28 protein-coding genes are annotated in these 21,110 nt (G+C 65.1%); 1 reads left to right on the plus strand and 27 read right to left on the minus strand.

Features of this window, described 5'->3' with window-relative positions; translation table 11 throughout:
• Positions 1 to 101: 101 nt before the first annotated feature.
• From QMX81_RS03385 to QMX81_RS03500, 24 genes are all read right to left on the minus strand, one after another.
• A complete protein-coding gene (locus QMX81_RS03385; RefSeq protein WP_282258515.1) occupies positions 102 to 1,301 on the minus strand; it encodes a PBECR2 nuclease fold domain-containing protein in 1,200 nt (399 codons plus the stop codon).
• Positions 1,294 to 2,874 (minus strand): DUF935 domain-containing protein, encoded by a 1,581-nt coding sequence (locus QMX81_RS03390; RefSeq protein WP_282258517.1) that lies wholly within the window; start codon positions 2,872 to 2,874, stop codon positions 1,294 to 1,296. Before QMX81_RS03390 ends, QMX81_RS03385 begins: the two co-directional genes overlap by 8 nt.
• A complete protein-coding gene (locus tag QMX81_RS03395; RefSeq protein ID WP_282258519.1) occupies positions 2,868 to 4,514 on the minus strand; it encodes a hypothetical protein in 1,647 nt (548 codons plus the stop codon). Before QMX81_RS03395 ends, QMX81_RS03390 begins: the two co-directional genes overlap by 7 nt.
• On the minus strand, positions 4,514 to 5,080 hold the full coding sequence (locus QMX81_RS03400) for a phage protein Gp27 family protein (RefSeq protein WP_282258521.1): 567 nt from the start codon (positions 5,078 to 5,080) through the stop codon (positions 4,514 to 4,516). Before QMX81_RS03400 ends, QMX81_RS03395 begins: the two co-directional genes overlap by 1 nt.
• 5 nt (positions 5,081 to 5,085) lie before the next feature.
• Positions 5,086 to 5,391 (minus strand): ArsR family transcriptional regulator, encoded by a 306-nt coding sequence (locus tag QMX81_RS03405; RefSeq protein ID WP_282258523.1) that lies wholly within the window; start codon positions 5,389 to 5,391, stop codon positions 5,086 to 5,088.
• Positions 5,392 to 5,667 carry a hypothetical protein gene (locus QMX81_RS03410; protein ID WP_282258525.1) on the minus strand — a complete coding sequence of 92 codons (276 nt, stop codon included), beginning with the start codon at positions 5,665 to 5,667 and terminating at the stop codon, positions 5,392 to 5,394.
• A gap of 404 nt (positions 5,668 to 6,071) precedes the next feature.
• The gene (locus QMX81_RS03415) at positions 6,072 to 6,722 is read right to left on the minus strand and encodes a hypothetical protein (RefSeq protein WP_282258527.1); all 651 of its coding nucleotides are present in this window, start codon (positions 6,720 to 6,722) and stop codon (positions 6,072 to 6,074) included.
• Entirely contained in the window at positions 6,713 to 7,405 is a 693-nt protein-coding gene (locus QMX81_RS03420; protein WP_282258529.1) for a transglycosylase SLT domain-containing protein, read from the minus strand. The genes QMX81_RS03415 and QMX81_RS03420 overlap by 10 nt, the downstream gene beginning before the upstream one ends.
• Entirely contained in the window at positions 7,402 to 7,725 is a 324-nt protein-coding gene (locus tag QMX81_RS03425) for a hypothetical protein (RefSeq protein ID WP_282258531.1), read from the minus strand. Before QMX81_RS03425 ends, QMX81_RS03420 begins: the two co-directional genes overlap by 4 nt.
• A 168-nt stretch (positions 7,726 to 7,893) precedes the next feature.
• Positions 7,894 to 8,253: a hypothetical protein gene (locus QMX81_RS03430; RefSeq protein ID WP_282258533.1), complete on the minus strand. Its 360-nt coding sequence runs from the start codon at positions 8,251 to 8,253 to the stop codon at positions 7,894 to 7,896.
• Positions 8,250 to 8,678, minus strand: a complete 429-nt coding sequence (locus QMX81_RS03435; protein ID WP_282258534.1) for a Mor transcription activator family protein — start codon at positions 8,676 to 8,678, stop codon at positions 8,250 to 8,252. Before QMX81_RS03435 ends, QMX81_RS03430 begins: the two co-directional genes overlap by 4 nt.
• On the minus strand, positions 8,678 to 9,286 hold the full coding sequence (locus QMX81_RS03440; RefSeq protein WP_282258535.1) for a hypothetical protein: 609 nt from the start codon (positions 9,284 to 9,286) through the stop codon (positions 8,678 to 8,680). Before QMX81_RS03440 ends, QMX81_RS03435 begins: the two co-directional genes overlap by 1 nt.
• Complete coding sequence (locus QMX81_RS03445; protein ID WP_282258536.1) at positions 9,286 to 9,540, minus strand: hypothetical protein; 255 nt, start codon at positions 9,538 to 9,540, stop codon at positions 9,286 to 9,288. Before QMX81_RS03445 ends, QMX81_RS03440 begins: the two co-directional genes overlap by 1 nt.
• Positions 9,537 to 9,965, minus strand: a complete 429-nt coding sequence (locus QMX81_RS03450; RefSeq protein ID WP_282258538.1) for a regulatory protein GemA — start codon at positions 9,963 to 9,965, stop codon at positions 9,537 to 9,539. The genes QMX81_RS03445 and QMX81_RS03450 overlap by 4 nt, the downstream gene beginning before the upstream one ends.
• The gene (locus tag QMX81_RS03455; RefSeq protein WP_282258540.1) at positions 9,962 to 10,378 is read right to left on the minus strand and encodes a hypothetical protein; all 417 of its coding nucleotides are present in this window, start codon (positions 10,376 to 10,378) and stop codon (positions 9,962 to 9,964) included. Before QMX81_RS03455 ends, QMX81_RS03450 begins: the two co-directional genes overlap by 4 nt.
• Positions 10,371 to 10,691 carry a hypothetical protein gene (locus QMX81_RS03460; protein WP_282258542.1) on the minus strand — a complete coding sequence of 107 codons (321 nt, stop codon included), beginning with the start codon at positions 10,689 to 10,691 and terminating at the stop codon, positions 10,371 to 10,373. Before QMX81_RS03460 ends, QMX81_RS03455 begins: the two co-directional genes overlap by 8 nt.
• A 1-nt stretch (position 10,692) precedes the next feature.
• Positions 10,693 to 11,307, minus strand: coding sequence for a DUF3164 family protein (locus QMX81_RS03465; RefSeq protein WP_282258543.1), 615 nt, complete (start codon positions 11,305 to 11,307; stop codon positions 10,693 to 10,695).
• A 22-nt stretch (positions 11,308 to 11,329) separates the two neighbouring features.
• The gene (locus tag QMX81_RS03470; RefSeq protein ID WP_282258545.1) at positions 11,330 to 11,818 is read right to left on the minus strand and encodes a hypothetical protein; all 489 of its coding nucleotides are present in this window, start codon (positions 11,816 to 11,818) and stop codon (positions 11,330 to 11,332) included.
• 28 nt (positions 11,819 to 11,846) lie between these two features.
• The gene (locus QMX81_RS03475; RefSeq protein WP_282258547.1) at positions 11,847 to 12,140 is read right to left on the minus strand and encodes a hypothetical protein; all 294 of its coding nucleotides are present in this window, start codon (positions 12,138 to 12,140) and stop codon (positions 11,847 to 11,849) included.
• Positions 12,137 to 12,355, minus strand: a complete 219-nt coding sequence (locus QMX81_RS03480; RefSeq protein ID WP_282258549.1) for a hypothetical protein — start codon at positions 12,353 to 12,355, stop codon at positions 12,137 to 12,139. The genes QMX81_RS03475 and QMX81_RS03480 overlap by 4 nt, the downstream gene beginning before the upstream one ends.
• Positions 12,355 to 13,578, minus strand: coding sequence for an AAA family ATPase (locus QMX81_RS03485; RefSeq protein WP_282258551.1), 1,224 nt, complete (start codon positions 13,576 to 13,578; stop codon positions 12,355 to 12,357). Before QMX81_RS03485 ends, QMX81_RS03480 begins: the two co-directional genes overlap by 1 nt.
• Entirely contained in the window at positions 13,578 to 15,557 is a 1,980-nt protein-coding gene (locus tag QMX81_RS03490) for a transposase domain-containing protein (RefSeq protein ID WP_282258553.1), read from the minus strand. The genes QMX81_RS03485 and QMX81_RS03490 overlap by 1 nt, the downstream gene beginning before the upstream one ends.
• Positions 15,557 to 16,009, minus strand: coding sequence for a hypothetical protein (locus tag QMX81_RS03495; protein ID WP_282258555.1), 453 nt, complete (start codon positions 16,007 to 16,009; stop codon positions 15,557 to 15,559). Before QMX81_RS03495 ends, QMX81_RS03490 begins: the two co-directional genes overlap by 1 nt.
• A gap of 68 nt (positions 16,010 to 16,077) precedes the next feature.
• Complete coding sequence (locus QMX81_RS03500) at positions 16,078 to 16,428, minus strand: helix-turn-helix transcriptional regulator (protein ID WP_282258557.1); 351 nt, start codon at positions 16,426 to 16,428, stop codon at positions 16,078 to 16,080.
• Positions 16,429 to 16,588: 160 nt separating this feature from the next.
• Between QMX81_RS03500 and QMX81_RS03505 the strand changes: the two genes are divergently transcribed.
• The gene (locus QMX81_RS03505; RefSeq protein WP_282258559.1) at positions 16,589 to 17,125 is read left to right on the plus strand and encodes a helix-turn-helix domain-containing protein; all 537 of its coding nucleotides are present in this window, start codon (positions 16,589 to 16,591) and stop codon (positions 17,123 to 17,125) included.
• Between the two features lie 585 nt (positions 17,126 to 17,710).
• On the opposite strand, the gene QMX81_RS03510 is transcribed toward QMX81_RS03505, so the two are convergent.
• From QMX81_RS03510 to cutA, 3 genes are read right to left on the minus strand one after another with little or no spacing between them, the layout of a single operon-like run.
• Positions 17,711 to 18,271: a TlpA disulfide reductase family protein gene (locus QMX81_RS03510; RefSeq protein ID WP_121040348.1), complete on the minus strand. Its 561-nt coding sequence runs from the start codon at positions 18,269 to 18,271 to the stop codon at positions 17,711 to 17,713.
• A complete protein-coding gene (locus QMX81_RS03515; RefSeq protein WP_183073712.1) occupies positions 18,268 to 20,634 on the minus strand; it encodes a protein-disulfide reductase DsbD domain-containing protein in 2,367 nt (788 codons plus the stop codon). Before QMX81_RS03515 ends, QMX81_RS03510 begins: the two co-directional genes overlap by 4 nt.
• Complete coding sequence (cutA, locus tag QMX81_RS03520; protein ID WP_121040344.1) at positions 20,634 to 20,972, minus strand: divalent-cation tolerance protein CutA; 339 nt, start codon at positions 20,970 to 20,972, stop codon at positions 20,634 to 20,636. The genes QMX81_RS03515 and cutA overlap by 1 nt, the downstream gene beginning before the upstream one ends.
• Positions 20,973 to 21,110 lie beyond the last annotated feature (138 nt).

Consider the following 21,110-nt stretch of genomic DNA (forward strand, 5'->3'; position numbering starts at 1 on the left):
TGTAGCGGCCTCCGGGCCGCAATCCTTCCACAGGATGGGCCAGCCCCCGAGGTCCTGCAGGAAGCGCCGCAGAGCGAGCTGGCGCGTCTGTGTGCAAAGGCTCATTCCTCCGAACGCCCCCAAACCAACAACCCTTGCCGCGATCGCGGCTGCGGCTTGTTGCCCCGGAAGAAGTCAAATGACCCCCACACGCCACCCGGCAGCACCTCGGCGATCATCGTCAGTGCGTATCGCTTCTGCGCTCCCCCTTCGTCCTCCGTGACCTCGACCCGTTTGACGTAGTAGCGGCGCAGCCCGATCTGGCCAGCGTCGTTCTGGGCGAAGTTGGCCCAGATCTCAAACGGGTTCTGGATCGTCTCCGCCAGCAGAGGCAAATACTTCTCCCGGCCGTCAAGGCGAGATGGCTTCTCCAGCCAATGCTCGATGACCTGGTCGGTAAGCAGTACCTCGTCGCCGGAAGGATCGCGCAAGGTTGACGTCTCGCCGTACAACCCGCGCCAGACTTCGCGCACCCGCTCCGGATCGCGGATGCCGCTGGCCAGAGGACGGGCGATCGCCGAATCCAGCGGCACCTGGGAAGGTCGGCCCAGCTCGGCCGCGCTGCGCCCAGGCAGCTCAGACCATTTGGCCCCGGCGTCCTTGGCCAGCGCCGCGTCGGCAATGTGGCTGCCGCTGGCAGCATGGCCGACGTGGTAGGCCCACTCCGGTGGCGGATCGCCCTGGATGCTGATCGGGCGCTCGCTCACCTTCCAGCCCATCGCCCGCATCTTGGCCTCTGACACACCCACCACTGTGCAGCGGCAGCCCCAGCCATTTGGGGTGTAGTGCACAACCCACCAGGGATCATTCGACGGAAGGATGATCCCGTTCCACGCCTTGTGCTGCTCGCGGGGATTGCGAACGGAGTTGTGCTTGTACCGCAGGTAGGGGAAGCGCTTGAGCGTCTCCCAGCGGCCGGCCATGTAGGAGGTGCGCAGGTTCGTGTGATAGATGACCGAGGTGCGCCAAGCCTCGCCGCCGGGCGTGCCTTCGCCGGTCCAGCCCGTCCAGCCATTCCGCTGAACAGTGTCCCGGAACCGGGCGCGGAAGTCCTCTAGCGTCTCACCCTTGGAGATGGCTGCATCCACCGCCTGGCGCAGATCCGTCAGCAGCGCGTCGCGAGTAGCACCAGCCACGACAAACGCGCGCGCATGCTGCCCCTGCCACAGATCATTCCAGCGGCGGGTTGGCAGGTTGACCTTGCCCCGGAAGTAGCGCTCGGCCTCGGGCATGCTGCCGAAGCCACCCCGGATCTCAGCCACGGCTGTCCTCCAACGCATCCAGCATCCCAGCCGCGCCGCCGATGGCCAACGCATGCTGCATGGCGCGGGTGAACTGGACCGTAGACAACCCCGGCAACAGGCCCAGCAATCCGTCGCGGATCTGCTCCAGGGTCTGGGCGCTGTCGACTAGAGTCTGGATCTGGTCCACCCAATCGGAGATCACGGGGTCGACCTCCTCGGCGAGCAGTGCGACGAGCTGGTCCTCCCGATCCTTTGGCGCAGGCTGTGCGCTCGCCACCGCGACCGCCGTGCGACTCAGCGCCACCCGGCTGCCTGGAGCCGACTCGGGCGCAGCACCCAACACTGGCTCATCAGGGCCGGCCTCAGGGATTCCCAGCTCGGTGTGCGCCCAGGAGGGTGAGATACGCATGCCGAGTCCGACGAGGGACGGCAGCGCCGTCGCGTAGATGGTGATGTCCTTGGACTCAGCCAGGTCAAACACGAAGCGAGGGCAACGGCGGCGATCGCCCTGAGGGATCAACCCATTGAGCTGGGCAAGCGGATACACCAGGTCGCGGGTGAGCGATGTGGCAACCTGTTTGCCATCCGAATCCTTCAGCTCCTTGCGCACCTCATTATGGACATTGCCCAGAGCGTTAGTGCTGCTCTTGCCGTCCGCCTGGCTGGTGAGCGTGCCTCCCAGGATGGCCTTGCTCTGGCTGCGCTCGCACCAGTCGATCATCATCTGGAATGCACTGGGATCACCCTCAGCAACGGCCGGAAAATCCATAGTCATCCCTTCGGGAATGATACCGGCGGCATTGTGGCCGATCTGCATCAGCGCCCGGAGAAGCGTCAGCTTCTCCCGCTCCGAAGCACCAGGCGGGTACTTGCCGATGCGCATCGGGATTCCGTAGATCTCCAAGAACTCCGCGAGGTCGCCCACGGCATAGTTCTTGAATAGGTACGGCCAGACCAGAACGCGGAACAGCGCGGCACGCTCCAAATAGCCACTCTTGGCCGCGTGGGTGTGGGTGATCCAGCCGTAGTCCTGAAGCGGCTCACCTTCACCGCCACCGCGCCGCAGCCGGATCTGCTGCTCGTATCCCCGTTGTAACTGGAACCACGACTGGGGGCGGTGGAGGATCGACTTGGGCTGGAAGCCGTTGCCCACTCGCTCCCACTCGATCTCCTGGCATACAAAACCCTTGCCGATCGCATCGGTGGTGTCGAAGAGGATGCCCTCCAGGTTGTCCATCGCCTCCAGCATTTCCTGCAGTTGCTCGGCCGACTTCTTCTCAGCCGCACTCGGGTTGGTGGGGGGAGCGATTTTCCATGAGAGACCGGAGACTGCACGGCGGCGCTTGGACATCTCAGAGAAGATATGGGTATCGCGCTCTTCCATATCCTCAAACAGCTCGTACTGGCGAATTACGTCGCCCTGTTCGGCCGCTTGCAGGATTGAGGCGAGGCGCGATGGCGTCAGGCCCCGCGAGGGATGACCCTGAAACTCACGCTGCAGCTGAGTCGCCTGGGCTGTCTGCGGCTCTGCCAACTCGGAGACACGGAAGGGGCGGCCATCGGGGCCGAGGATGCGGGAGGTGGTCACCATGCTTCAGGTTCCGGGAGAGAGAGGTCGTCGTCGCCGTGGGCGACGGTGTCGAATCCGCGGCTGGATTTGGGCATGGCGGTCCATGCCATTTCCGCGCCGGGATGCCGACTGGCGTAGTACATGAGTGCGATGGCGATGCCGGCGTCGCCGTGGCGCTGGCCACCGTCCTTTCCGGTGGAGCGCTCGGGTACACGAGCAACGCCCTTGATCATCTTGATGGCGCGCAGGTCGCCCAGGACGTCCTTGTCCCTGGGGATGGCGATGGTGTCGTCCTCGAACGCCTGCTTCAGCGGAGGCATGTTTTCCCGGTACCAGGTCTCCGTTGCCATGATCAGGTCGACACGGCTGTACCCGAACTCCTGGGCGAGGAACTCTGCCACCGCGTGGCCGTTACCGCGTGCGTCTACTGACGCCTTGACGAAGCGCGGCAGGCGCTTGATGACGTACTGCGCCACCTGATTCTGCTGCTTATGCGGCATGTTCCGCAGTTCTAGGATGAACGGAGCGCGGCGGCGGAGGTTCTGCTCGATCTGCGCCGGCACCATTACCGTCAGATCGCCGGTGCGTCCGAAGTCCTGGCCGAATGCGCTCTGCAGCTCTGGGTCCAGCACCTCCAGCAGTGGACCGACTTCCAGATCCAGCCAATCCTGGATCGCCGCCCAGCGAGCGCCGTCCGGCTCCTGCTCGAAGCCCTTGGGGCAGGTGAAGCGCAGGACCGGGGCGCCGTACATGCGTTGTTCGATCAGAGCCGTGGTCAGCCAGGCGCCCGAGCCTTGGCTCGGGACAACGTCCAGCTCTTCCTCGGCCGCAGAGCCATAGAAGGCATATACACCGATGACCCAACTGCCCTGGGCGTCCACGTCCCACGGAACGCCCCTGCGCATGCAGACGCGTCCGAACAAGCCCTGCTCGACGGCTTCCTTAAACGTGATGCGGTGGACGCTGCCCTTTCGGGAGCCTGCCCGGATCTCGTTCACCAGCTCGTTGAACGGGTTTTGATCCCCGTCATGGGTGCTGATCACACGCACCTTGCCGCCCCAGATCAACAGCGCTAGAGCGGCCTTCAGCAATTCGTCCAGAGCGCCATGAAATGCGGCCTCATCAATGACCACAACACCCTGCTTACCGCGCAGGTTGGCCGGGCGCGAGGACAGGGCCACGATGCGGAAGCCGCTGGCAAAGCGGATGGTGTAGGTCTTGATCGACTTTTCATCGTCGCCATCCTTGAAGACTTCTTCGCCTTCCTCGACGGCTTCGGCCACCTGGTTGAACACACGCGCCCACATGGCGCAGGCCTCGATGTACTCGATGGCCATGTCCATGTTGTAGCCGATGTAATACACGTTCATCCCGCCGCCCTGGCGAGACTTGGCAGCGATCAGGACGTTGTCTGACGCCTCGGCCCAGGTGAGGCCCACACGACGGCTCTTCTCGGCCACCTTCAGGTCGCTGTCATCGGCCACCCACTCCTGCTGGTACTTCAGCAGCACGGCGTCGATGGCACTGTTGACCTCGACGGCGAGCGATGCCGGCAGTTCGTCCTGCAGCAGATCCTCGACACGATCGGCCCGGTTGATGGCCTCTGCCAGCGGCTTCTTGGTTGGCGCAGCCTTCGAGCGCGCGGCCTTTGCGATCACCATCAGCCGATTCCCAGGATCTTCTTGCGGAACTCGTTGGCCCGTTCTTCGGACAGGCCGCCAGACTTCACTACGTTGTCGAGCTTCGCGGCCTGCTCACGCTGCAGCGCCTCTCGGGCTTCCTGGGCGATCGCACGGCGCACGTTGACGCTGACGCGCTGGGCGTCCATCGCATCTTTGGCCGCGCGCGCGAGCTTCCGCACGTCTTCAATGCTCACGTCTTCTTTCTCGTGGGCTTTCAGCGCGGCATTGGTGGCCAGCGTGGTGATGGCCTGGCCAAGCAGCGCGCCGGCCTTCTCGCCTACGCCTTCGCCCAGCTCGCCGACCAGCGCCTGGGAGACGGCCTCGATTTCGCGCATCTTGGACGTCAGCTCGGCGAAGCCCTTGCCGTAGCGGTGCAGTGCCGACTTCGATACGTCGGCCGCAGGCTCTCCTGGGAACCGGTCCTGCAGGTCGGCAATCATTTCGACCAGGGTGAGCCTGTCCTCCCGGAGCAGCCGCTCGATGTGGCTTCGCTGCTCCGGGGGCAGGCGCTGGATGCTGGACTTGCCGCGTCGTGGGGCCGTCATGCCGATTACCGGGGACTCGGGCGGCTGACACCCGGCACAGCGGCGAGGCCCTTGGACACGTCCAGGCCGCGACCAGTCAGCTCGGCGACCAGGACGCCGGTCACAGCCTCGCTGACGCGGGCGAGGCCCTGCTCGCCCAACCAGGTGAGGTCGGTCAGTACGTCGTCGCGCGTGCCGGCGACGGCCAAATGATGAAGGCCGGAATGCAGCGTGGAGCTGTTGGCGCGATAGCCGTTCTGCTCAGCCAGCAGGCGCAGCAGCACCAAGCGGCGGTCCTCGCGGAGACTCTCGGCAAAGGTTTTCTGGGTCATTCAATCGTTCTCCAACAGATGTTCTTGGACGGTTCTAAGCATGATGTTCGTCGCGTCGGTTTTGCCTTCGAGCGTGGCCAGCCGATCGAACACCTGACGGACTTCCTCGCGGGTGATGCGATGCTCGTTGTGGACTTCCAATTTCGTGACCCGGTCTGCCAGGCCGGAGTGACGCCACCAAAGCACCACCCCGACCATCAAGTTGGTGGCCACCAGTGCGGCTACCAGCACCAGTAGGCCAATCACAATGGGACCCGCCATAACCGGGTCGCTCATCACGCCTCCAGGGCTTCGGCACAGCCGATGCAACGGCGCGTGTGTGGAACTGCACGCTGGCGTGCCGCCGGCACCTCTTCGCCGCAGTCAACGCAGTTCATCGGCTGCAGGACTGCGGGCGGTCCAGCTTGGTGCGCCTGCCTTGCACGCCGGGTCTGCTCAAACAGCTCCCAGGCCCTGGCGTCGACCTCGCCCGCCATATCAACGTCGTCTTGCACTCGGGTGTTTCCTTCCATTGATCAGGTCGTTGAGGTCAGCGGCGCAACCGACATAGGCGCGGGCTTGTCCCTCCAGGGCGGCAGCGCGATCGCCGCGCTGCCTCTTGGCTTCAGTTCGGCACGTCAGCGCCAGGTGCTCGTACTCGTTTCGGAGCGTCAGCAGGTCTTTCGCGCTTGCTCCGTCCTTCATCCGTGCAGGCCGCAGGACGGACCTGCGCCTCCAGCGCTCGGCAATACCATTGCCAGGCCGTGGCCTCCCAGTCGTCGGTGGCCAGGATCAACGCTCTGCCGCGATCGCTGCAGTCGTGATACAGGGTCGCGACCAGGTCGTGATTTCCCAGCAGGGTCGCCCACAGATCGTTCGGAGCCATCGGGAGCGCTGGGCACTCTTGCTTGAGGCTCGCGGGAATTGACGGCGGGGGCGGCGGCGGCGGGCTTGCCCTGGTTACTGCGGTTCCAGTGCTGCAGGACGTCATCGCCAGCGCGAGCAGCGCGCAGCTCAGGACGCCGATCCAGCAGCGCCGCCAGCGCGGCCTGCTGGCCCTCGGCGAACTTGCGGTTCTCTTCACGATTTTTCTCCAGGGAATTGGCAATGGCGTTCAGCCGTTTCGTCGCTTCGGCATAGGCCAAGGCCGACTCCGCCGACTGGGTCTGAAGCCGGGTGATTTCGTCCTGCAGGCTTGCGAGGTAGGCGGTCTTTTCGCCCCGTTCCGAGATGGCTTGCTCGCCTTCGGCCCATCGATGCCCGGCCCACGCCCCGACCCCGATGGAGGCAGCCAGTACCAGGACGATGGCCAATGCCTTGATCCGAACCATTTCGAGGGCGGTCACTGACATGGGGAACTCCCCGGCCAACCTGCGGCGATATACGCAGGCTCCAGGACCAGCAAGATCCGCCGGGGGTATCCAATGTTCTCGCGGTGCGCCCAATCGGCACGGGAGCGGAACTTGGCAACCTCATGCCAATCGTTAGGGTCTGCGCCGGCTGCGTTGGCCAAACTGCGCTCACGGTTCAGGTACTTCTCGCCGCCGTTGTAGGCGCGGAACGTGAAGGCCCATCGGCTGCACTCGGTCATCCTGCCGCTGCCGTAGACAGCGACGCGATCCAGGAGCCATCGGTCGTAGAGCGCCGCTGCCAAGATTGCCTGCTGTGCGTTCCAGGGATCGAAGGCCGCCAGCTCCTTGGGAAATACCGTAGCGATCCAGGTGGCGGTCGCCGGCATGAACTGCGCAATGCCTTGGGCGCCCACGGGCGACCGTGCATCAGCGCGGAAGCCCGACTCCTGGTGCAACTGGGCCGCCAGCCGGGCCGGGCTGCCGTGGATGCCCCATGCGCGCGCCGTTGCCTGCTCTACGCGGTGGCGGTACAGCGCGGATGCCGGTGCGACTCGGACGGTCGACGGGCGCGGTTCGGCCGCCTGAGCCGTGCGGCAGCTGACGACCGATATGCAGGCGAGCAGGACCAACAGTCCCACGGCCAGAAGGCGCAGCGCCCGGTCAGGGTAGCCGCGCCCGCTCATCCGATCAGCCCGGCCGCGATCATTGCCGCAGCGATCAAAGTGACGCGGCGGGTCTGGGCCATCGACTTCTCGATACCGTCCTGCAGGTAGCGCGGATCGCCACCACGGAAAACGCTCAGGTCAACGCCGAAGCCGATGGCTGCGGCCATTGTCAGCTTGGAGGCCGCCCAAATGTAGGACGCCACCAGCACCGGATTGATCAGGCCGACGACGAAGAGCAGCACCAGGCTGATGGCGAACCACAGCCAGATGTGGCCGATGCGGTCGAGCAGCGATCCGGCAGCCGAGGTGAAACGAAGGAAGGGGTTGTTGGGTTGCATGCGCGCTCCGCTTTGATGGGTAGCGGGGTGCGCTGGCGCTGCTGCGCCTCTTCGTCCCCCGGTACGCACAGCATCCGCGCGCGCGCCGACTCGGGGGGACTAACATCCGTCAATGAAAAAGCCCCGCCGGAGCAGGGCTTTATGGGCCAAATACGGGCCTTGGTGAACTCAGGGCCTATCGGAGCAGACTGCCCAGTATTCCTTCCAGAACGAATGATCCACCATTTCCGGGATTCGACCGTTGCTGGGGTCGGGATCGACTCGCGAATAAGCCTCGCCAGCATAGAACCGTCGAAACATGGCCCCACCGCTGCTGACCTCGCCGCACACCGAGTAGCTGTCGTTCCCCATATGAAGTTTCCTAAATACCGGGTCTGGATAGCGCATCTGCTCTGCGACAAGGGAGCGCGCCTTGTGGAATCTCCACATGCTTGCTCCCCAACCCGCCCAGATAGAACCACCGACCACAAGGGCGACGACCAGACACGCCACGACGACCAGTTCCTTGTTCTCAGATACTCCCTTCACGCTTCATCTCCAAAATTCAGCCGGCCTTGCACCCTCGCAAGGTAAAGATCCCTTTGCTCGCGAAGAATTCGGTAAACGCTGACCTCAGTCAGGTCAAACTCTTGCGCCAGGCGGGGAATGTTACCCCTCTTGGCCCGGCGGTAGATATCAGCATCCCGCAGCGCGTTCTTCAGCCGCATTCCTCGCGGGATGTAGATGGACCGTCCCCCGGCGTACTCGCCTTGGGCCAAGACGGCGGCGATCGCCAGCCTGGTAGCGGTCTCCTCGTCCAGGCCCAAACGCCGGAACTTGCTCTCTACGACAGCCACCAGGGCGCTCAGCATCCCGGCCCACTGAGCCTCGGGCAGTTCCATTGGCGCACGCGCGAGCATCTCTTCGGCCTCGTCGCCTGCGGGCATTCCGATCAGGTCGCGCTGGTCATCCATCACTTGTCTCCGTGCTTCTCGCGTGCCTTGCGGCGCTCTTCTTCCGCCTCTTCAGCAGTGAACTGCCCAAACTCCATCATCTGTGAGATCCAGGCCATTGCGCTCTGCAGGGGCGTTTCTTTGTTGGGGGACACGTCGACGCTGGCCGTCCCACCGGCGGAGCGCTCTAGATGCCTGCCGCTCCGCGCATCCGACTCGCGCTGACGCTCAGCGGCCGCGTCCATCTTGTCGGCCAGTCCGAAAACGACAGTACGGAGGTAGCCATGCGACTCCAGCGGCAGCGAGAGCGAGGCGCGTTGCGCCAGCATCTGCTCAATGCCGGCAGCCCATTGGGCCGGGCGTGCGGGGCGGCGGATGCCCGACCTCTCGTCACGACAGACATCGCCCTTTGCGACGAGGTCAGCCACTTCCTGGGCGATCTTGGCCGCTCGCTGGAGGCGCAGGGCGGTCTTCGGCGGCTTGAAGAGGCCGAGGTAGCCCAGCACGGCCTTTCCCAGCTCCGGGCTGGGCATGCCGGCCATAGTCATCGCCAGGCGTTTGCCGTCCTCTTCAACGAAGAAGGTGACGACGTGGCCCTGGCAGCCACATTCGGGACAGGTGGCTTTCATCAGTGGACCCGGAGATCCTTCAGGGTGAACTTGGGCGGCGAGTCGAGGCTGGCCGTGGCCGCTCCCAGGAACTCACGCACGAAGGCGTCCTCCTTACCGCCGGCCCGGAGCAGCTCCACGCCGATCTGCACCATGTTGGTCAGGTAGGGGATCACCTGGACGGGCGGCAGTGTCATCACCCGTTCAAAGGTCATTTGCAGGGCGCTCTCCGTTGCTGCTTTCATCGTTTGCTCGTAGCTGGTCTGATCGGTCACTGCCTGCCGCTCCTCTTGGCGTCAATCTGTAATGCCGCGACCAGCCGATGCAGCTGGTCGCTGTTCAACCACTCCAGGCGCTCTACCTGGAACATGCGTGTCGCCACCGCAGTCGCGTAGCTCCAGGGCCGGCCGGCGTCAGCGAGCAGCGCCTCCACCTTCTGCAGCAGCGGGGTTCCGTCCACCGCCTCAGGCCGCCCAGGGAACGCTGAGGAACCGTCTGCTTTCTTGCCGTCGCGGAACCCCAAGCGCTTCAGCTCCTGCAGGACCTGGTCGCGCTCAGCCACCGACATGCGTGCGGAAGAGTCTTTCCCGGTCACGCGCCGCAGCAGATCCCTATACGTGTCGTCATCCATGCCCAGCTGGGACACAGCGACGTGGATCTTGGCGATCTGTGCCCGCCGGGGGTCTTTCTTGGCGGTCATGCTGATTCCGCCGGATAGCCTGCGCGGACAAGCTCGATGCTGGAGCAAGTCTTCGTCAGGTGGCGACGCAGGGCTGTAGCCGTATTCCAGTTGGACACATGAATGACCCTGGTGGCGTCAGCGATCTCCTTCTTGGCGAAACGCTTCCCGCACTCCTTCATCAGCTTTGCCTGGGCTGCGCGGCCGTAAAAGCAAACTTTTTCAGCACGATAGAACTTCGCCCCGATGGCGCTGCCAGGCCTCATGTACTCGCTCTTGATGTAGCCATCCACATAAACGCTGATCGTGTAGCGCAGGTTCTTCAAAGGCGTCACCCGGATCTGAAGGTCATGGCCGTCTGCCTTGAGGTCCGCACCACCGGCGAAGGGGTGTTGCAGCGAAGCCTCGAACTTCTTCCAGTCCTCCTTATTCATGTGCCACCTTGGGTTCGCCCGAGATGTTCGCCGCGCTCGGCGGGGCCTTGTCTTCAAAGCGCACAAGATGCGCATGCACCGGATGGCGGTGCATTACCCACGGGAAGACATCCCCTCGCAGCTGGATGTACTCCAGCGCGTCATTCACCTCTGCGACGTCTTCATCGTAGAGCCGGGGCGTGGTGACGTCGTAGAACTGCACGTCATCAATCCATGTGCTCTTGGCGAAGAGTTCGATGTCGCTCCGAACCGTCTTGTCGGCGATCTGAGCAGCGCGCTCAAGCACCTCGGGGGTGGGCTGGGTCGTGACCATGTCAGACCCCCGCCATGTCGAGGGTGATGGGCTGGTACTTGCCCTTGTCATCACGCTCATACACGCGCACGTAGGACTTGCTGCCCACGACCTGGACGGCCTCGCCGATAGCCAGCATGGCGCGTTGCCAGCGGTCGTCATCGATCTGCAGGCGGCGCAGCGACAGAACCTGGCCCGTGCGGATGTTGCCCTGCTGGTCCATCCGGAAGGCGTCGTTGATGATGGCGCGGATCTCAGGGGACGCGTCCTCGGTCCACTCGATCAGGCACGCATCGATCAGTGCCTTTGCGGCCTGCAGGCGCTCATCGAAGCGGATGCTCTCTTGGATCTGACGAATGATCTTGAAACGCCCGTCGAAGGCGATGAGCGTGACATTGCCCTTCTTTCCGCCAACCGCTACCCGGTACTGCTCGGCGCTGAGCTGCACGAATGCGGCGATGTCGGCGTGGGCGCGCAGCTTGAAGGCGGCCAGCAGCACGTTCAGTTTCTTGGCTTCCGCCGCCAGTTCACCGACCAGCTCGTCGCGTGCCTGGTCGATGGGGCGGATGTTCTTCTCGGGGACCAGGTTCCCCCTTGCATCCGCTCGGTAACCGGCGGGGATGGTGGCAGCTTGCATGGTGTTGCTCTCCATTTCGTGATTAGTTGCTGACGCTGTCTGCGGCGGCGCGGGTGGCGCGGCTGGCGGACAGCAGGTTCTGGATGGTGGTGTGCGGCAGCTCGATGCTGCAGGCGTCTACCAGCGCCTCATCGAGGTCCTGGCTGATGGCGTTGATCCGGTTGCGCAGTGCGAGCGGATCGTCCTGGCGTCGCGGCGGCGGCGCTGCCTCAATCAGGCACGACGGACTGGCCGGGAGGCCCAGCCCTTCGTAGGGGCCGACGCGGGCAATGACGGTGGCGATCGCCGGCCGGACCAGCGAATGAATCGCCCCGGCAGCGGAGCCGGCCGTCTCCAGCTTTCCCTGCTGCTGGAGGGCGACTACTGCCTGGGCACGCTCGCCTGCGGGCACATCGCCGAGGACTTCCCGCAGCTGCGGTGCCGTGATCATCCCGCCCAGCGCGGCGGCTTCAGCCACAATGCGGCTCTGGACCTCTTCGCGCTGAGCATCGGTGTAGGTGGAGTTGTTCATGTTGGTTTCCTCTGCGTCCTGGTTCGCTTCAGTGCCGGGTGTGGACCGGAGCCAGGGAGCAGACGTCCCACTCGATCTGGCAGCCGTGGAACGGCGCGGCCATGACGGTGCGATTGACCATCTCGCCGCCGCCCCGGCGGACGTGCTGAACACCGCCGAGGAAGGCGTGGTCGCGCGGAGCGTCAATCACGATCAACGGTTTGGCCCCCGTGATCGAGATCGAGCGCGGCACGCAGCCATGACCGGCCAGCTGGGCCACTGCGCCCTGCGCAGTCTGCAGAAGGTCGTTGAAGGTCGGTACGGACTTCGTTGAACTGGTCATGCAGGGATCTCCCTCGGTGGATTGGCGTACTGCTTGGAGTCGTTGGCGAGCTGGAGCAGCTCGCCAACGGTCAGGGCATCAACGGGCGTGCCGCGCTTGGCAATCGCCTGGACAACGTGGCAGCGCTGACGCAGCGCCTCTTTGCTGGAGAGCTGCTCGATCACGGCGATCGCGCTGATCAGGTCGGCGGTGATGCGAGGAATCTGCCTGGCCATCAGCCCAGGACCCCCAGCTCCTGCGCCGCGTAGCGGATCGAATCGCAGCAGATGCCGCGCTTGTTGGCCTTGGCGTAAATCGCAGCCAGGCGCAGCACCTTGTTCAGGACTCGCAGCGCACCCGGCGTCGCAGCGATCGAGCGGATCTGTTCTTTGCAGGGGCTGTCTTCGATACCCCATGCGGCGATGATCGCGTCGGCATCCGCGACAGTTGCCTTCTTCAGCACGATCTTCTTGCCGACGCGGCTGTACAGGCGGTCCAAGTAGGCCGCGCGGTTGCCGCCGCTCATCTGCTGGTACACCCGCTCATTGCCACACAGCACCAGGCCGATACCCGCCTGGTCATTGATGGCGCGCACCTGATCCAGAGCCGGCACCGACAGGTGCTGCGCCTCATCCAGCACCAGCAAGCCGTTGGTGCCGCGCGCCTTGGCGAAGATTGCGCGCTGCAGGTAGGCGCTGGAGTTCGTCAGGTCACGCATGCCCATAGCAAAGGCGATTTCCTGCAAACAGGTCAGAACGCTGCCGGTCGCTGGCGTCAGCTCTACGTGCCAGACGTTCGGATTGGACTTGCGGTAACGCTCGATGGCCTTGGTCTTGCCGACGCCTGCGCCGCCACAAATCACGACCACATCGGCGGCCATCTGGGCGTACTGCAGGCCAGCGATGATCTTCTCGCCCGTCTGGGTCTTCACCCATTCGGGGCCTTCCGGCATCTGGCCGGCGCTGTTGCGCTCATCCAGTGAACTGAGCCAGTTCATGAGCTTGCGGCCGACGTTCTGCAGATTGCCGGCGTAGGAGCCGCCCAGGAACTGGGAAAGCGTCGTGCCGCTGAGATCGGCTTCGCGGGCGATCCTGGCCTGGGAGTAACTCTTATCGTCCTCTGCTACCGCGCGGATGCGATCGCGCAGATCGGACAGCTGCTCCGGGGAGAGTTCTTCGAGCTGTGCCGTGGGCAGGGTGCTGACATTCATGGTGCGAAGTTCCTTGGGAAAGTTGGGTTGCTGCGGTGGAAGTGGCTGGCGCTTGAACTTGGCGAGGCGGACCTTCCGCTTTGCCAGGCCCGCTCCGGGTGCGGTGCCGCGAGGATTCACCCTCAGGTCGACACCGGATTGAATGCGGGCTGCGGTTCGATACCGAGCCGGATGGGAGCCTTCCTTGGCGAAGCGATCCAGGTATTCCCGTCGCCTCATAAATCCCGTCTGCGCTTGGCCGGTTTGCATTACGCGTCGTCCTCCGGTGCCGGCCAGAGCGAGGTGGCCTGATTGCGCGTGGCCATCTGACCCATCAGAGAGATAAAGGCGACTTCGTTGTCATCCGTGCCAGTGCGACGATGCTCGGCCTCGACCTGGGGCGCTGCCTTGCGGCGACCAAAGATCGGTGCGATCACACCGGCCGGTGGCAGCTCTTCAGGCATCGGCGAAGGCAGCTGCGCGGCGACCTTTGCCGCATCCATCCGGCGCTCTGCGTCCAACTGCTTGCGAGTGGCGGTCCGGTACTGCTTTTTGGCCCGTGCGTGTTCGCGAGCCGCGCCGGTATCGGCGAAGCCAACGGCGGCGATGCATTCGGCCTGGCCGATGTAGACGTTGGCCAGGGTGTAGGCCTGAACCGCTTGGTGGAGCTGCTCCGGGTCGAAGCGCAGCATCAGCTTCTGCCCCGCGTAGGGCGCGATGGCTTCGCTCCAGTACCGGTTGCCTGACAGGCGGACTGAGCCATCCCGGCGATCGCCAGTAACCACGTCGGTCGAGAGCAGCAGTTCGCGCAGCTGCTCAGGCGTTGCCTTGCGAATCGGTGCCGTCGCGTAGCTCTCTTGGAATGCGGCGTCGAAGCTGCGGCCAGCGGCAGTCCGGGTGCGGCGACCCTCACGGGCGTTGTGGGCAGCGATCTCTTCGTTGACCACCCGGACGAACTCGTCCAGGTGAATCGCCTTGCTGCCGTAGTTCTCGGGCTTCGCATCGGGCTTGTTGCCCGTGTAAGCGCCAGCGAAGGCCGGATGCTTGGCGATTCGATCGCAGAGGTCACGCCACGCTCGCTCGATGGGCTTGGCCTGGCCGTGATACGGCGTAGCCCAGTGGATCTCGCAGCCCATCGCGGTCAGAACGCCCGTGGGGTCGTCCTCGCGCACCTTGAAGCGGAATCGGTTTGCTGTGCCGCCAGTAAGCATCTTGGAGGCGAAGCCGCGACCGTTATCCAGCCAGACCTTCGAGGGAATGCCGTAGCGCTCCATCACGTCACGGAAGGCGAACCGGGCCAGGTCGGCGGACTCGGTCTCGGCGATCCGGTAACCCAGCAGCTTGCCGCTATAGAGGTCCTGGACGCCGACCATGATCGGGCGCGCCACAGTGCCGTCAGGCCACCTGGCGAACACGTCGAACTTGTGGCCGTCGCTGTTGACTGCTTCCAATGCATGGAAGACCGAGCGATCACGCTCCTGTGCCGGGAAGGTTTGGTTGAACTTCTCCTGGCCCTGGCGTGCCAGGATCAGCACCGCGCGCGGCAGCTCGGCCTCAATGCGGCGCTGGAAGGTCTTCAAGCACGGCAAGTCGGGCCATTCGTTGACCGTAGCAATGCGCTGCAGGCGGTCGTAGCAGCTGCTCGCGCTGGGGGCTTCAACCCGCAAGTAGTCGGCCTTGAATACGTCCCACGCCTGGGCGGGAATCTCTGCCTTCGCGGTACGGCCGGTGTACGCCGGCACCAGCGCCGCCAAGCGGTGCTGCGTGTCGACCTTTGCGACCAGCGCGGCCCATCGGCCGAGGCTGGCCACGCTTGCGCCACGCACGTTCTCTCGCTGCAGCTGGGCGGCGATCAGGGTGCGAGCGTCCATTACCGGCCGACCATCCTTCACCAGGCTCTCCACGGCCTGCAGGGCACGAAGACGGCGTTGGGCTTCCTCTTTCAGGTGCTGGGGGACCGCCTCATATCGCTTCCATGCGGAGCTGATCGCCGCTTCGCTGGTTTCGCGCTTCACAGCGGCACGCGGCTTGGCCTTTGCCTGGGAAGAAAGGGCAACCGCCGCCTGGACGTCGACCGGGAGGTTCGGCACCACGAAAAGGCGCTGCTTGCCGCCGCGCACCGTGCGCGATTCAAAGGACCACTCCTCGCGGTTGGCGCGGAGTTCGACCGCACGCTTGGACTTTCCGAGCGCCGCAGCCAGGGAGGCCAGATCGAGAGCGTCTCGATTCGGCAGCGAACCGTCCGCCATTACAGGCTCCTCTCGCTTAGGGAGCGCAGCGCGCGCAGCTTCTTGTTTGCGCTCATACGCTGCCGCTCCATGCGGCCGATCTCGGCGTCCAACGTGTCAGCACCAAGCAGCAGTTGGCCGCCGATGGTTTCGGCCTGCCATTCCGCCAGCTCGCTGCAGCCGCAGACGACCTGCAGGACCGGGGCGATCCACGGCGGAACGTTGAAGGTCTGGCGGCTGGGCGCGGTGTAGCCGTCCAACATGGCCTTAGAGATGTGCTGGCCGGTCAGGCGGCTGGCGCGAGCGGCTACCTCGTAGCGATCAAGGCCCGCCGCGTGGGCTTTCTCCAGCATTTGGCCGACCATGACGCTGACTGCAGCCCGAAAATCCATCGTCCCGGCGGTCTGGGCGACCGGCTTGGGGGCGAGGAAAAAGTCATAGGGGCGGAAGTCCTGGCGGGGGTGACGATTCATCCTTGCGTCTCCTGCTCGTAGTTGGCACCGCAGTGCCGGGGGGAAGCTGGTGTAGATAGATGCGACCTTCATTGGCCGGCACCCATTTGTGGATTGCGGCTTGCGCGCAGGCTGCTAGGCTTTGCACCAGGGGGGAGCAGCGGTTTGCGCCCCCCCTGGCCACGGTTCGGCTTGCCGTCGCCGTCGTACCTGGTTGGCCAGATCACCTGAGGAAGCTCTCCGAGCGCCTCTGCGATCAGGGCCTCGGCTTGCGGGTACGGCCGGCGGAGAGCGGTGTTGAGACTGGTCGCATTGGTGTAGCCATTCAGTAGTGCGAGCTGGCGCAGGGAGATCTTCCTGCGATGCAGCGCGGCTACGATGTCGGCGGGATGCCAGTCCTTAGCAGGACTGGCTTTTCTCGGGGCATTCGTTGCTGACACTTCGTACCTGTCCGTTGAGTGATGACTTCGGAGCAGATAATACGCCCGAATGGACGCTTGTCAACGTCCTTTCGGACTTCGCACTTTCTGGATGGCGTCCAAATGGAAGATTCATCCGTTTTTGGTTGTCTAATCAGTTACTTATGGGAAGTGCGAAACAATGACCGACTCCACAGCAGCGCTTCGCACTTCGGACGCGGAAAGTGCGAAGTCCGAATGGGCGCAAATAGCCTCCCGACTTGTTTCCGCTCGGGCGCACCTGACCCAGGCGGAAATGGCTCAGGCGTTGAACGTGTCGAAAACGACCTACAGCCGGTGGGAGCGGGGGCTTCGTGAGATCGGTGCTGATGGTTTGGGCGCGCTGGTGGCCCGTGGCTGGAACGCCAACTGGCTGTTGACCGGGAAAGGTCCTCAGCGTCTAGATTCTGACGGGACTCCCCGTCAAAACAATGGCTTACCTCAGTCTCAGGCTGTGAGTCACGCGTCTGTGAAGATCGCCGCACAGTTGCTGCAGGAGGCGCTGGACGATGCAAATGCGCAGCTGGCCCCGACCCAGCACGGCGAAGCATTGGTGCTTCTGCTGCAACTGCTGGAAAAAGGACTGCCAGAGGCCGAGGTTCGTCCTTTCGCGCGGCAAACGGTCGGGATGATCACCACAGGGGCAAGGAATGGAGCAACAGCGTCAACTGGTAGGTAGGCTGAGGGCGATCTTGAGGGACGCGATTCCTCGAACGCCCTGGAACGACAGGGCTGTAGAGCCGCCCGCCATTGCAGTTCATCTCAGGCGCGCCCGCGCAAAGATTGAGATTCAGGACATTGCCGCCCGGTACGGGTGGCAACGTGAAGTGGACCGCGCCTTGGAACACCAGGGCGTCCCGGCGCTGAAATACCTGGGGGCCGACCAGCTCGACCAGGTGCTCGCGAGACTGCGGAGGCTGGAGGACTGCCTGCATACGCCGTGCGATCCACCGGATTCACCGCCTGCCCGGTAAAGGGCCTTTAAACGACGCAAAAACGGCCGCCATCTCTGGCGGCCGTTTTGCATTTCATGTGTCCCTGATAGCCTTGGGCGGCCTTTTTCGCAAACCTTGGCTATATCTATCAGTAGAGGTCACTCAGGGCGCGAAACCTCGGCACGGCGGGCATTCCGTCCCATTTCATTCCGTTTTTTCCCGTTCTTTCCCTGTTCTCAATCTATAAGTCCCCCCACACTGGGGCGGTCAATAGCCCAGGTCGGGCCAGTACGGCCTCTCGATCAGACGGTCACCTCGGCCAAGCAGGCTCAGTGCGTTGCCCAGGCCTCGATCTCACCGGCCGCAAACGGCCCCAGCTTCTGTTTCACGATGCGCCCCTGCGCATCGACCAGTACTGAATACGGCAGCAGGCCCTGCGCATTGCCCAGACGCACGCTGGCGTCGGCCGGGCCGGGAGTATCGAGCACGATCGGGTAGGCGACCGGGATGCGGGTCAGGAAATCGCGCACGCCCTCGGGCGTATCCAGCGCCAGCCCGAGCACCTGCACGCCGGTAGCGCCCTGGGCATCGGCAAACGTGGTCAGCGCCGGCATTTCCTCCACGCACGGCCCGCACCAGCTGGCCCAGACGTTGATCAGCAGCGGACGCCCGTGGAAGCTGGCCAGGTGCTGCGGGTGCCCTTGCAGGTCCGGCAGGGTGATCGCGGGCATCGGATCACCCGGTTGGGCCGCGACCACCACCGGCCGTGGCGGTGGCGGGGCATTGGCCGGGCGCTCGTCATGCCCGGCGAACCAGACGCCGGCGCCAATCCCGAGCACGGCCGCGATCACGACCACCACGACCGTCCGCCGTGGTGGCCGCAGGCTCATCGCGCGGTCCGCAGCAGCGCTTCTTCCACCAGCGCCTGGGTCAGTACCGTCGGCAGCACGGTCGGCGGTGCGCCCGGGCCATAGACCACATACAGCGGCACACCGACGGCCTTGTGCTCATCCAGGAACGCGGTGATCTGCGGGTCGACATTGGTGTAGTCGCCGCGCATGTAGACCGCGTTGGTCCGGCGCAGGGTGTCCTGGAACGCGTTGGTGCCCAGCACGGCGCGTTCGTTGGCCTTGCAGGTCACGCACCAGTCGGCCGTCATGTTGACGAACACGACGCGGTTGTCCTGGCGCAGGCGATCAAGCATCTGCGGCGAGTACTCGACCACGTTGTCGCTGGCCGGCTGCGCGGCCTTGGCCGGCGGCGCCATGCGGGTCACGCCCCAGATCGGGTACAGCGCGCCAAGGACCAGCAGCAGGGCCAACAGGCCGCCCACACGCTGACTGCGCCAGCGGCTGCGCTCGAACCACCACAGCGCCAGCGACAGGATCACCAGGCCGCCCAGCACCAGCGCCATCGCATCCACGCCGCGCTGCTTGCCCAGTACCCACAGCAGCCAGATCGCGGTGCCGTACATCGGGAAGGCCAGCACCAGCTTGAGCGTTTCCATCCACGCGCCGGGGCGCGGCAGGCGGCGGGCCAGCGATGGCACGAATCCGATCAGCAGGAACGGCAGGGCCAGGCCCAGGCCGAGCGCCAGGAACACCAGCATCGCCTGCAGGCCGGGGGCAGCGAAGGCGTAGGCCAGCGCCGGGCCCATGAACGGGGCCACGCACGGGCTGGCCACCACGCAGGCGAGCACGCCGGTGAAGAAATCGCCGACCGGGCCGCTGCGCGAGGCCAGCGACTGGCCGACCCCGCCCATGCTGCCGCCCAGGGTGAACACGCCCGACAGGCTCAGGCCCACGGCAAACATCAGGTACACCAGCGCGGCGATGAACCACGGGTGCTGCAGCTGGAAGCCCCAGCCCGCGGCCTGGCCCGCCGCACGCAGCGCGATGACCAGTGCACCGATGGCGGCGAAGGCGACCAGTACGCCGGCGGTGTACCAGAGCGCATGGCTGCGCGCGCGCTGGCGGCTCTCGCCGCTCTGCGCCACGCCCAGCACCTTCAGCGACAGGATCGGCAGCACGCAGGGCATCAGATTGAGGATCAGGCCACCGGCCACGGCGAACAGCAGCAGCACCAGCAGGTTGCCCGGTGCGGCGGCCGGGGCGACCGGCGGCGGGGTGCGCTGCGCGTTGTCCGCGCTGGCATCCGGGGTGGCGGCGGTGTCGCCCGGCACGGCCAGGGCGGGTTCGTTCGGGCGGATCAGCATCGGCTGGGTGCCGGTGCCGGCATCACCGCGGGCCTGTGCGCGTTTGTCGCGATTGGGCAGGGGCGCGATGACCTCGGTCTTCTGCGCGACGTCATTCGCCTTGGCGTTGATCGTGCCTGCCGGCAGCGCCAGCTTCACCCGGCGCGTCATCGGCGGGTAGCAGATGCCATCGGTCTGGCAGCCCTGGAAGGTGATCACCAGCGTCGCATCGGTTGCGCTGGCCGTACTGCGGCGCAGCGGCAACGGCACGTCGATCTGGTCGAAATACACCGCCACATCGCCGAAGTGCTCATCGCGATGCGATTTGGCGGCCGGCCATGTCGGCTTGTCCGCGCGGATGCCCGGCGCGCCTTCCAGCGCCAGCGAGGTGCGGTCGCGATACAGGTAGTAGCCCGGCGCCGGCGTGAAACGCAGCAGCACGGTGTTGCCATCGCCGACGATCGCATCGAAGCCGAACGCGCGCTCGGAGGGCAGCGGCAGCGCCTGGGTGTTGCTGGTGCCGGGCAGGCGCAGGCCACTGCCGGTGTTGCCGGCCAACGGGGTGTTGAACGGGGAAGCGGCAGCGCTGGCGGCGGGGGCGGGGGCGGTGCCAGCACCGCTGCCACCGGCCGGCAGCTTCACCTGCAGCGTGCGCTTCTGCGGTGGGTAGCACACGCCCGCATCGGCGCAGCCCTGGTAACGCACTTCCAGCGTCACGGTGTCGGTGCCGTCGGCGGCCTTGCCCGGCAGCACGCCGGTCAGGCGTTCGCGGTAGGTCTCCACCTCGCCGAAGAAATCATCGTGGTGCTTCTTGCCGGCCGGCAGCTGCAATGCCTCGGCATCGAAGCCGGCAGCGGCCTTGACCGTGGTGCGATGGCGATACAGGTAATAGCCCGGGGCGATCTTCCAGCTGATCTCCACGCGATCACGGTCGCGCGCCTGCGCAGTCAGCCCGAAGGCCTCATCGACCGGGAGCAGATCTTTTTCGCTGACCGCCCAGGCCGGCAGGGAGACCACGAACAATGCGCACAGCGCGGCAACACGACGAAACAGCGTCATCAATCACTTTCCTCACGGGTCTGCGCCCGAATCCAATCCAGGTACGCCGGTAGGCCGGCGCGGGTTTCGACCGCGATGCACTCGGGGAGTTCATACGGATGCAGGGCCTGCACACGCGCGATCGCCGCGTCCAGGCGGCTGCCGGTGGTCTTGATCAGCAACTGGACCTCATGGTCCTCGGTGACCTCGCCCTGCCAGCGGTAGGTCGAATGCGCCCCGTCCAGGCGCGTCACGCACGCGGCCAGGCGTTCGTCCACCAGCGCGTGTGCCAGCCGCGCGGCGCATGCCACGTCGGGGCAGGTGGTGAACAGCAGGAAGACGGGATCGGCAATCGACATGACCGCCGAGTATAGGACCGCCAGAGGCCAATGGTCCGACCGGCGCCGCGAGGGGGCGCCGGTCGGCCGGGCTCAGTTGGCCAGCTGGCAGGTGGCCGGCTTGGCCGAGGTGAACAGCGTCGGGGTGGCCCACTCCGG

It is taken from the genome of Stenotrophomonas sp. PS02301 (genome assembly GCF_029959485.1).
Lineage (GTDB): Bacteria > Pseudomonadota > Gammaproteobacteria > Xanthomonadales > Xanthomonadaceae > Stenotrophomonas > Stenotrophomonas maltophilia_Z.

Bases quoted from the DNA above. Each gene is read 5' to 3' on its own strand.
- QMX81_RS03390 (WP_282258517.1), bottom strand. From the start codon at position 2,874: ATGGTGACCACCTCCCGCATCCTCGGCCCCGATGGCCGCCCCTTCCGT.
- QMX81_RS03395 (WP_282258519.1), bottom strand. From the start codon at position 4,514: ATGGTGATCGCAAAGGCCGCGCGCTCGAAGGCTGCGCCAACCAAGAAG.
- QMX81_RS03400 (WP_282258521.1), bottom strand. From the start codon at position 5,080: ATGACGGCCCCACGACGCGGCAAGTCCAGCATCCAGCGCCTGCCCCCG.
- QMX81_RS03405 (WP_282258523.1), bottom strand. From the start codon at position 5,391: ATGACCCAGAAAACCTTTGCCGAGAGTCTCCGCGAGGACCGCCGCTTG.
- QMX81_RS03410 (WP_282258525.1), bottom strand. From the start codon at position 5,667: ATGAGCGACCCGGTTATGGCGGGTCCCATTGTGATTGGCCTACTGGTG.
- QMX81_RS03415 (WP_282258527.1), bottom strand. From the start codon at position 6,722: ATGTCAGTGACCGCCCTCGAAATGGTTCGGATCAAGGCATTGGCCATC.
- QMX81_RS03420 (WP_282258529.1), bottom strand. From the start codon at position 7,405: ATGAGCGGGCGCGGCTACCCTGACCGGGCGCTGCGCCTTCTGGCCGTG.
- QMX81_RS03425 (WP_282258531.1), bottom strand. From the start codon at position 7,725: ATGCAACCCAACAACCCCTTCCTTCGTTTCACCTCGGCTGCCGGATCG.
- QMX81_RS03435 (WP_282258534.1), bottom strand. From the start codon at position 8,678: ATGGATGACCAGCGCGACCTGATCGGAATGCCCGCAGGCGACGAGGCC.
- QMX81_RS03440 (WP_282258535.1), bottom strand. From the start codon at position 9,286: ATGAAAGCCACCTGTCCCGAATGTGGCTGCCAGGGCCACGTCGTCACC.
- QMX81_RS03450 (WP_282258538.1), bottom strand. From the start codon at position 9,965: ATGACCGCCAAGAAAGACCCCCGGCGGGCACAGATCGCCAAGATCCAC.
- QMX81_RS03455 (WP_282258540.1), bottom strand. From the start codon at position 10,378: ATGAATAAGGAGGACTGGAAGAAGTTCGAGGCTTCGCTGCAACACCCC.
- QMX81_RS03460 (WP_282258542.1), bottom strand. From the start codon at position 10,691: ATGGTCACGACCCAGCCCACCCCCGAGGTGCTTGAGCGCGCTGCTCAG.
- QMX81_RS03465 (WP_282258543.1), bottom strand. From the start codon at position 11,307: ATGCAAGCTGCCACCATCCCCGCCGGTTACCGAGCGGATGCAAGGGGG.
- QMX81_RS03470 (WP_282258545.1), bottom strand. From the start codon at position 11,818: ATGAACAACTCCACCTACACCGATGCTCAGCGCGAAGAGGTCCAGAGC.
- QMX81_RS03475 (WP_282258547.1), bottom strand. From the start codon at position 12,140: ATGACCAGTTCAACGAAGTCCGTACCGACCTTCAACGACCTTCTGCAG.
- QMX81_RS03480 (WP_282258549.1), bottom strand. From the start codon at position 12,355: ATGGCCAGGCAGATTCCTCGCATCACCGCCGACCTGATCAGCGCGATC.
- QMX81_RS03485 (WP_282258551.1), bottom strand. From the start codon at position 13,578: ATGCAAACCGGCCAAGCGCAGACGGGATTTATGAGGCGACGGGAATAC.
- QMX81_RS03490 (WP_282258553.1), bottom strand. From the start codon at position 15,557: ATGGCGGACGGTTCGCTGCCGAATCGAGACGCTCTCGATCTGGCCTCC.
- QMX81_RS03495 (WP_282258555.1), bottom strand. From the start codon at position 16,009: ATGAATCGTCACCCCCGCCAGGACTTCCGCCCCTATGACTTTTTCCTC.
- QMX81_RS03505 (WP_282258559.1), top strand. From the start codon at position 16,589: ATGACCGACTCCACAGCAGCGCTTCGCACTTCGGACGCGGAAAGTGCG.
- QMX81_RS03510 (WP_121040348.1), bottom strand. From the start codon at position 18,271: ATGAGCCTGCGGCCACCACGGCGGACGGTCGTGGTGGTCGTGATCGCG.
- QMX81_RS03515 (WP_183073712.1), bottom strand. From the start codon at position 20,634: ATGACGCTGTTTCGTCGTGTTGCCGCGCTGTGCGCATTGTTCGTGGTC.
- cutA (WP_121040344.1), bottom strand. From the start codon at position 20,972: ATGTCGATTGCCGATCCCGTCTTCCTGCTGTTCACCACCTGCCCCGAC.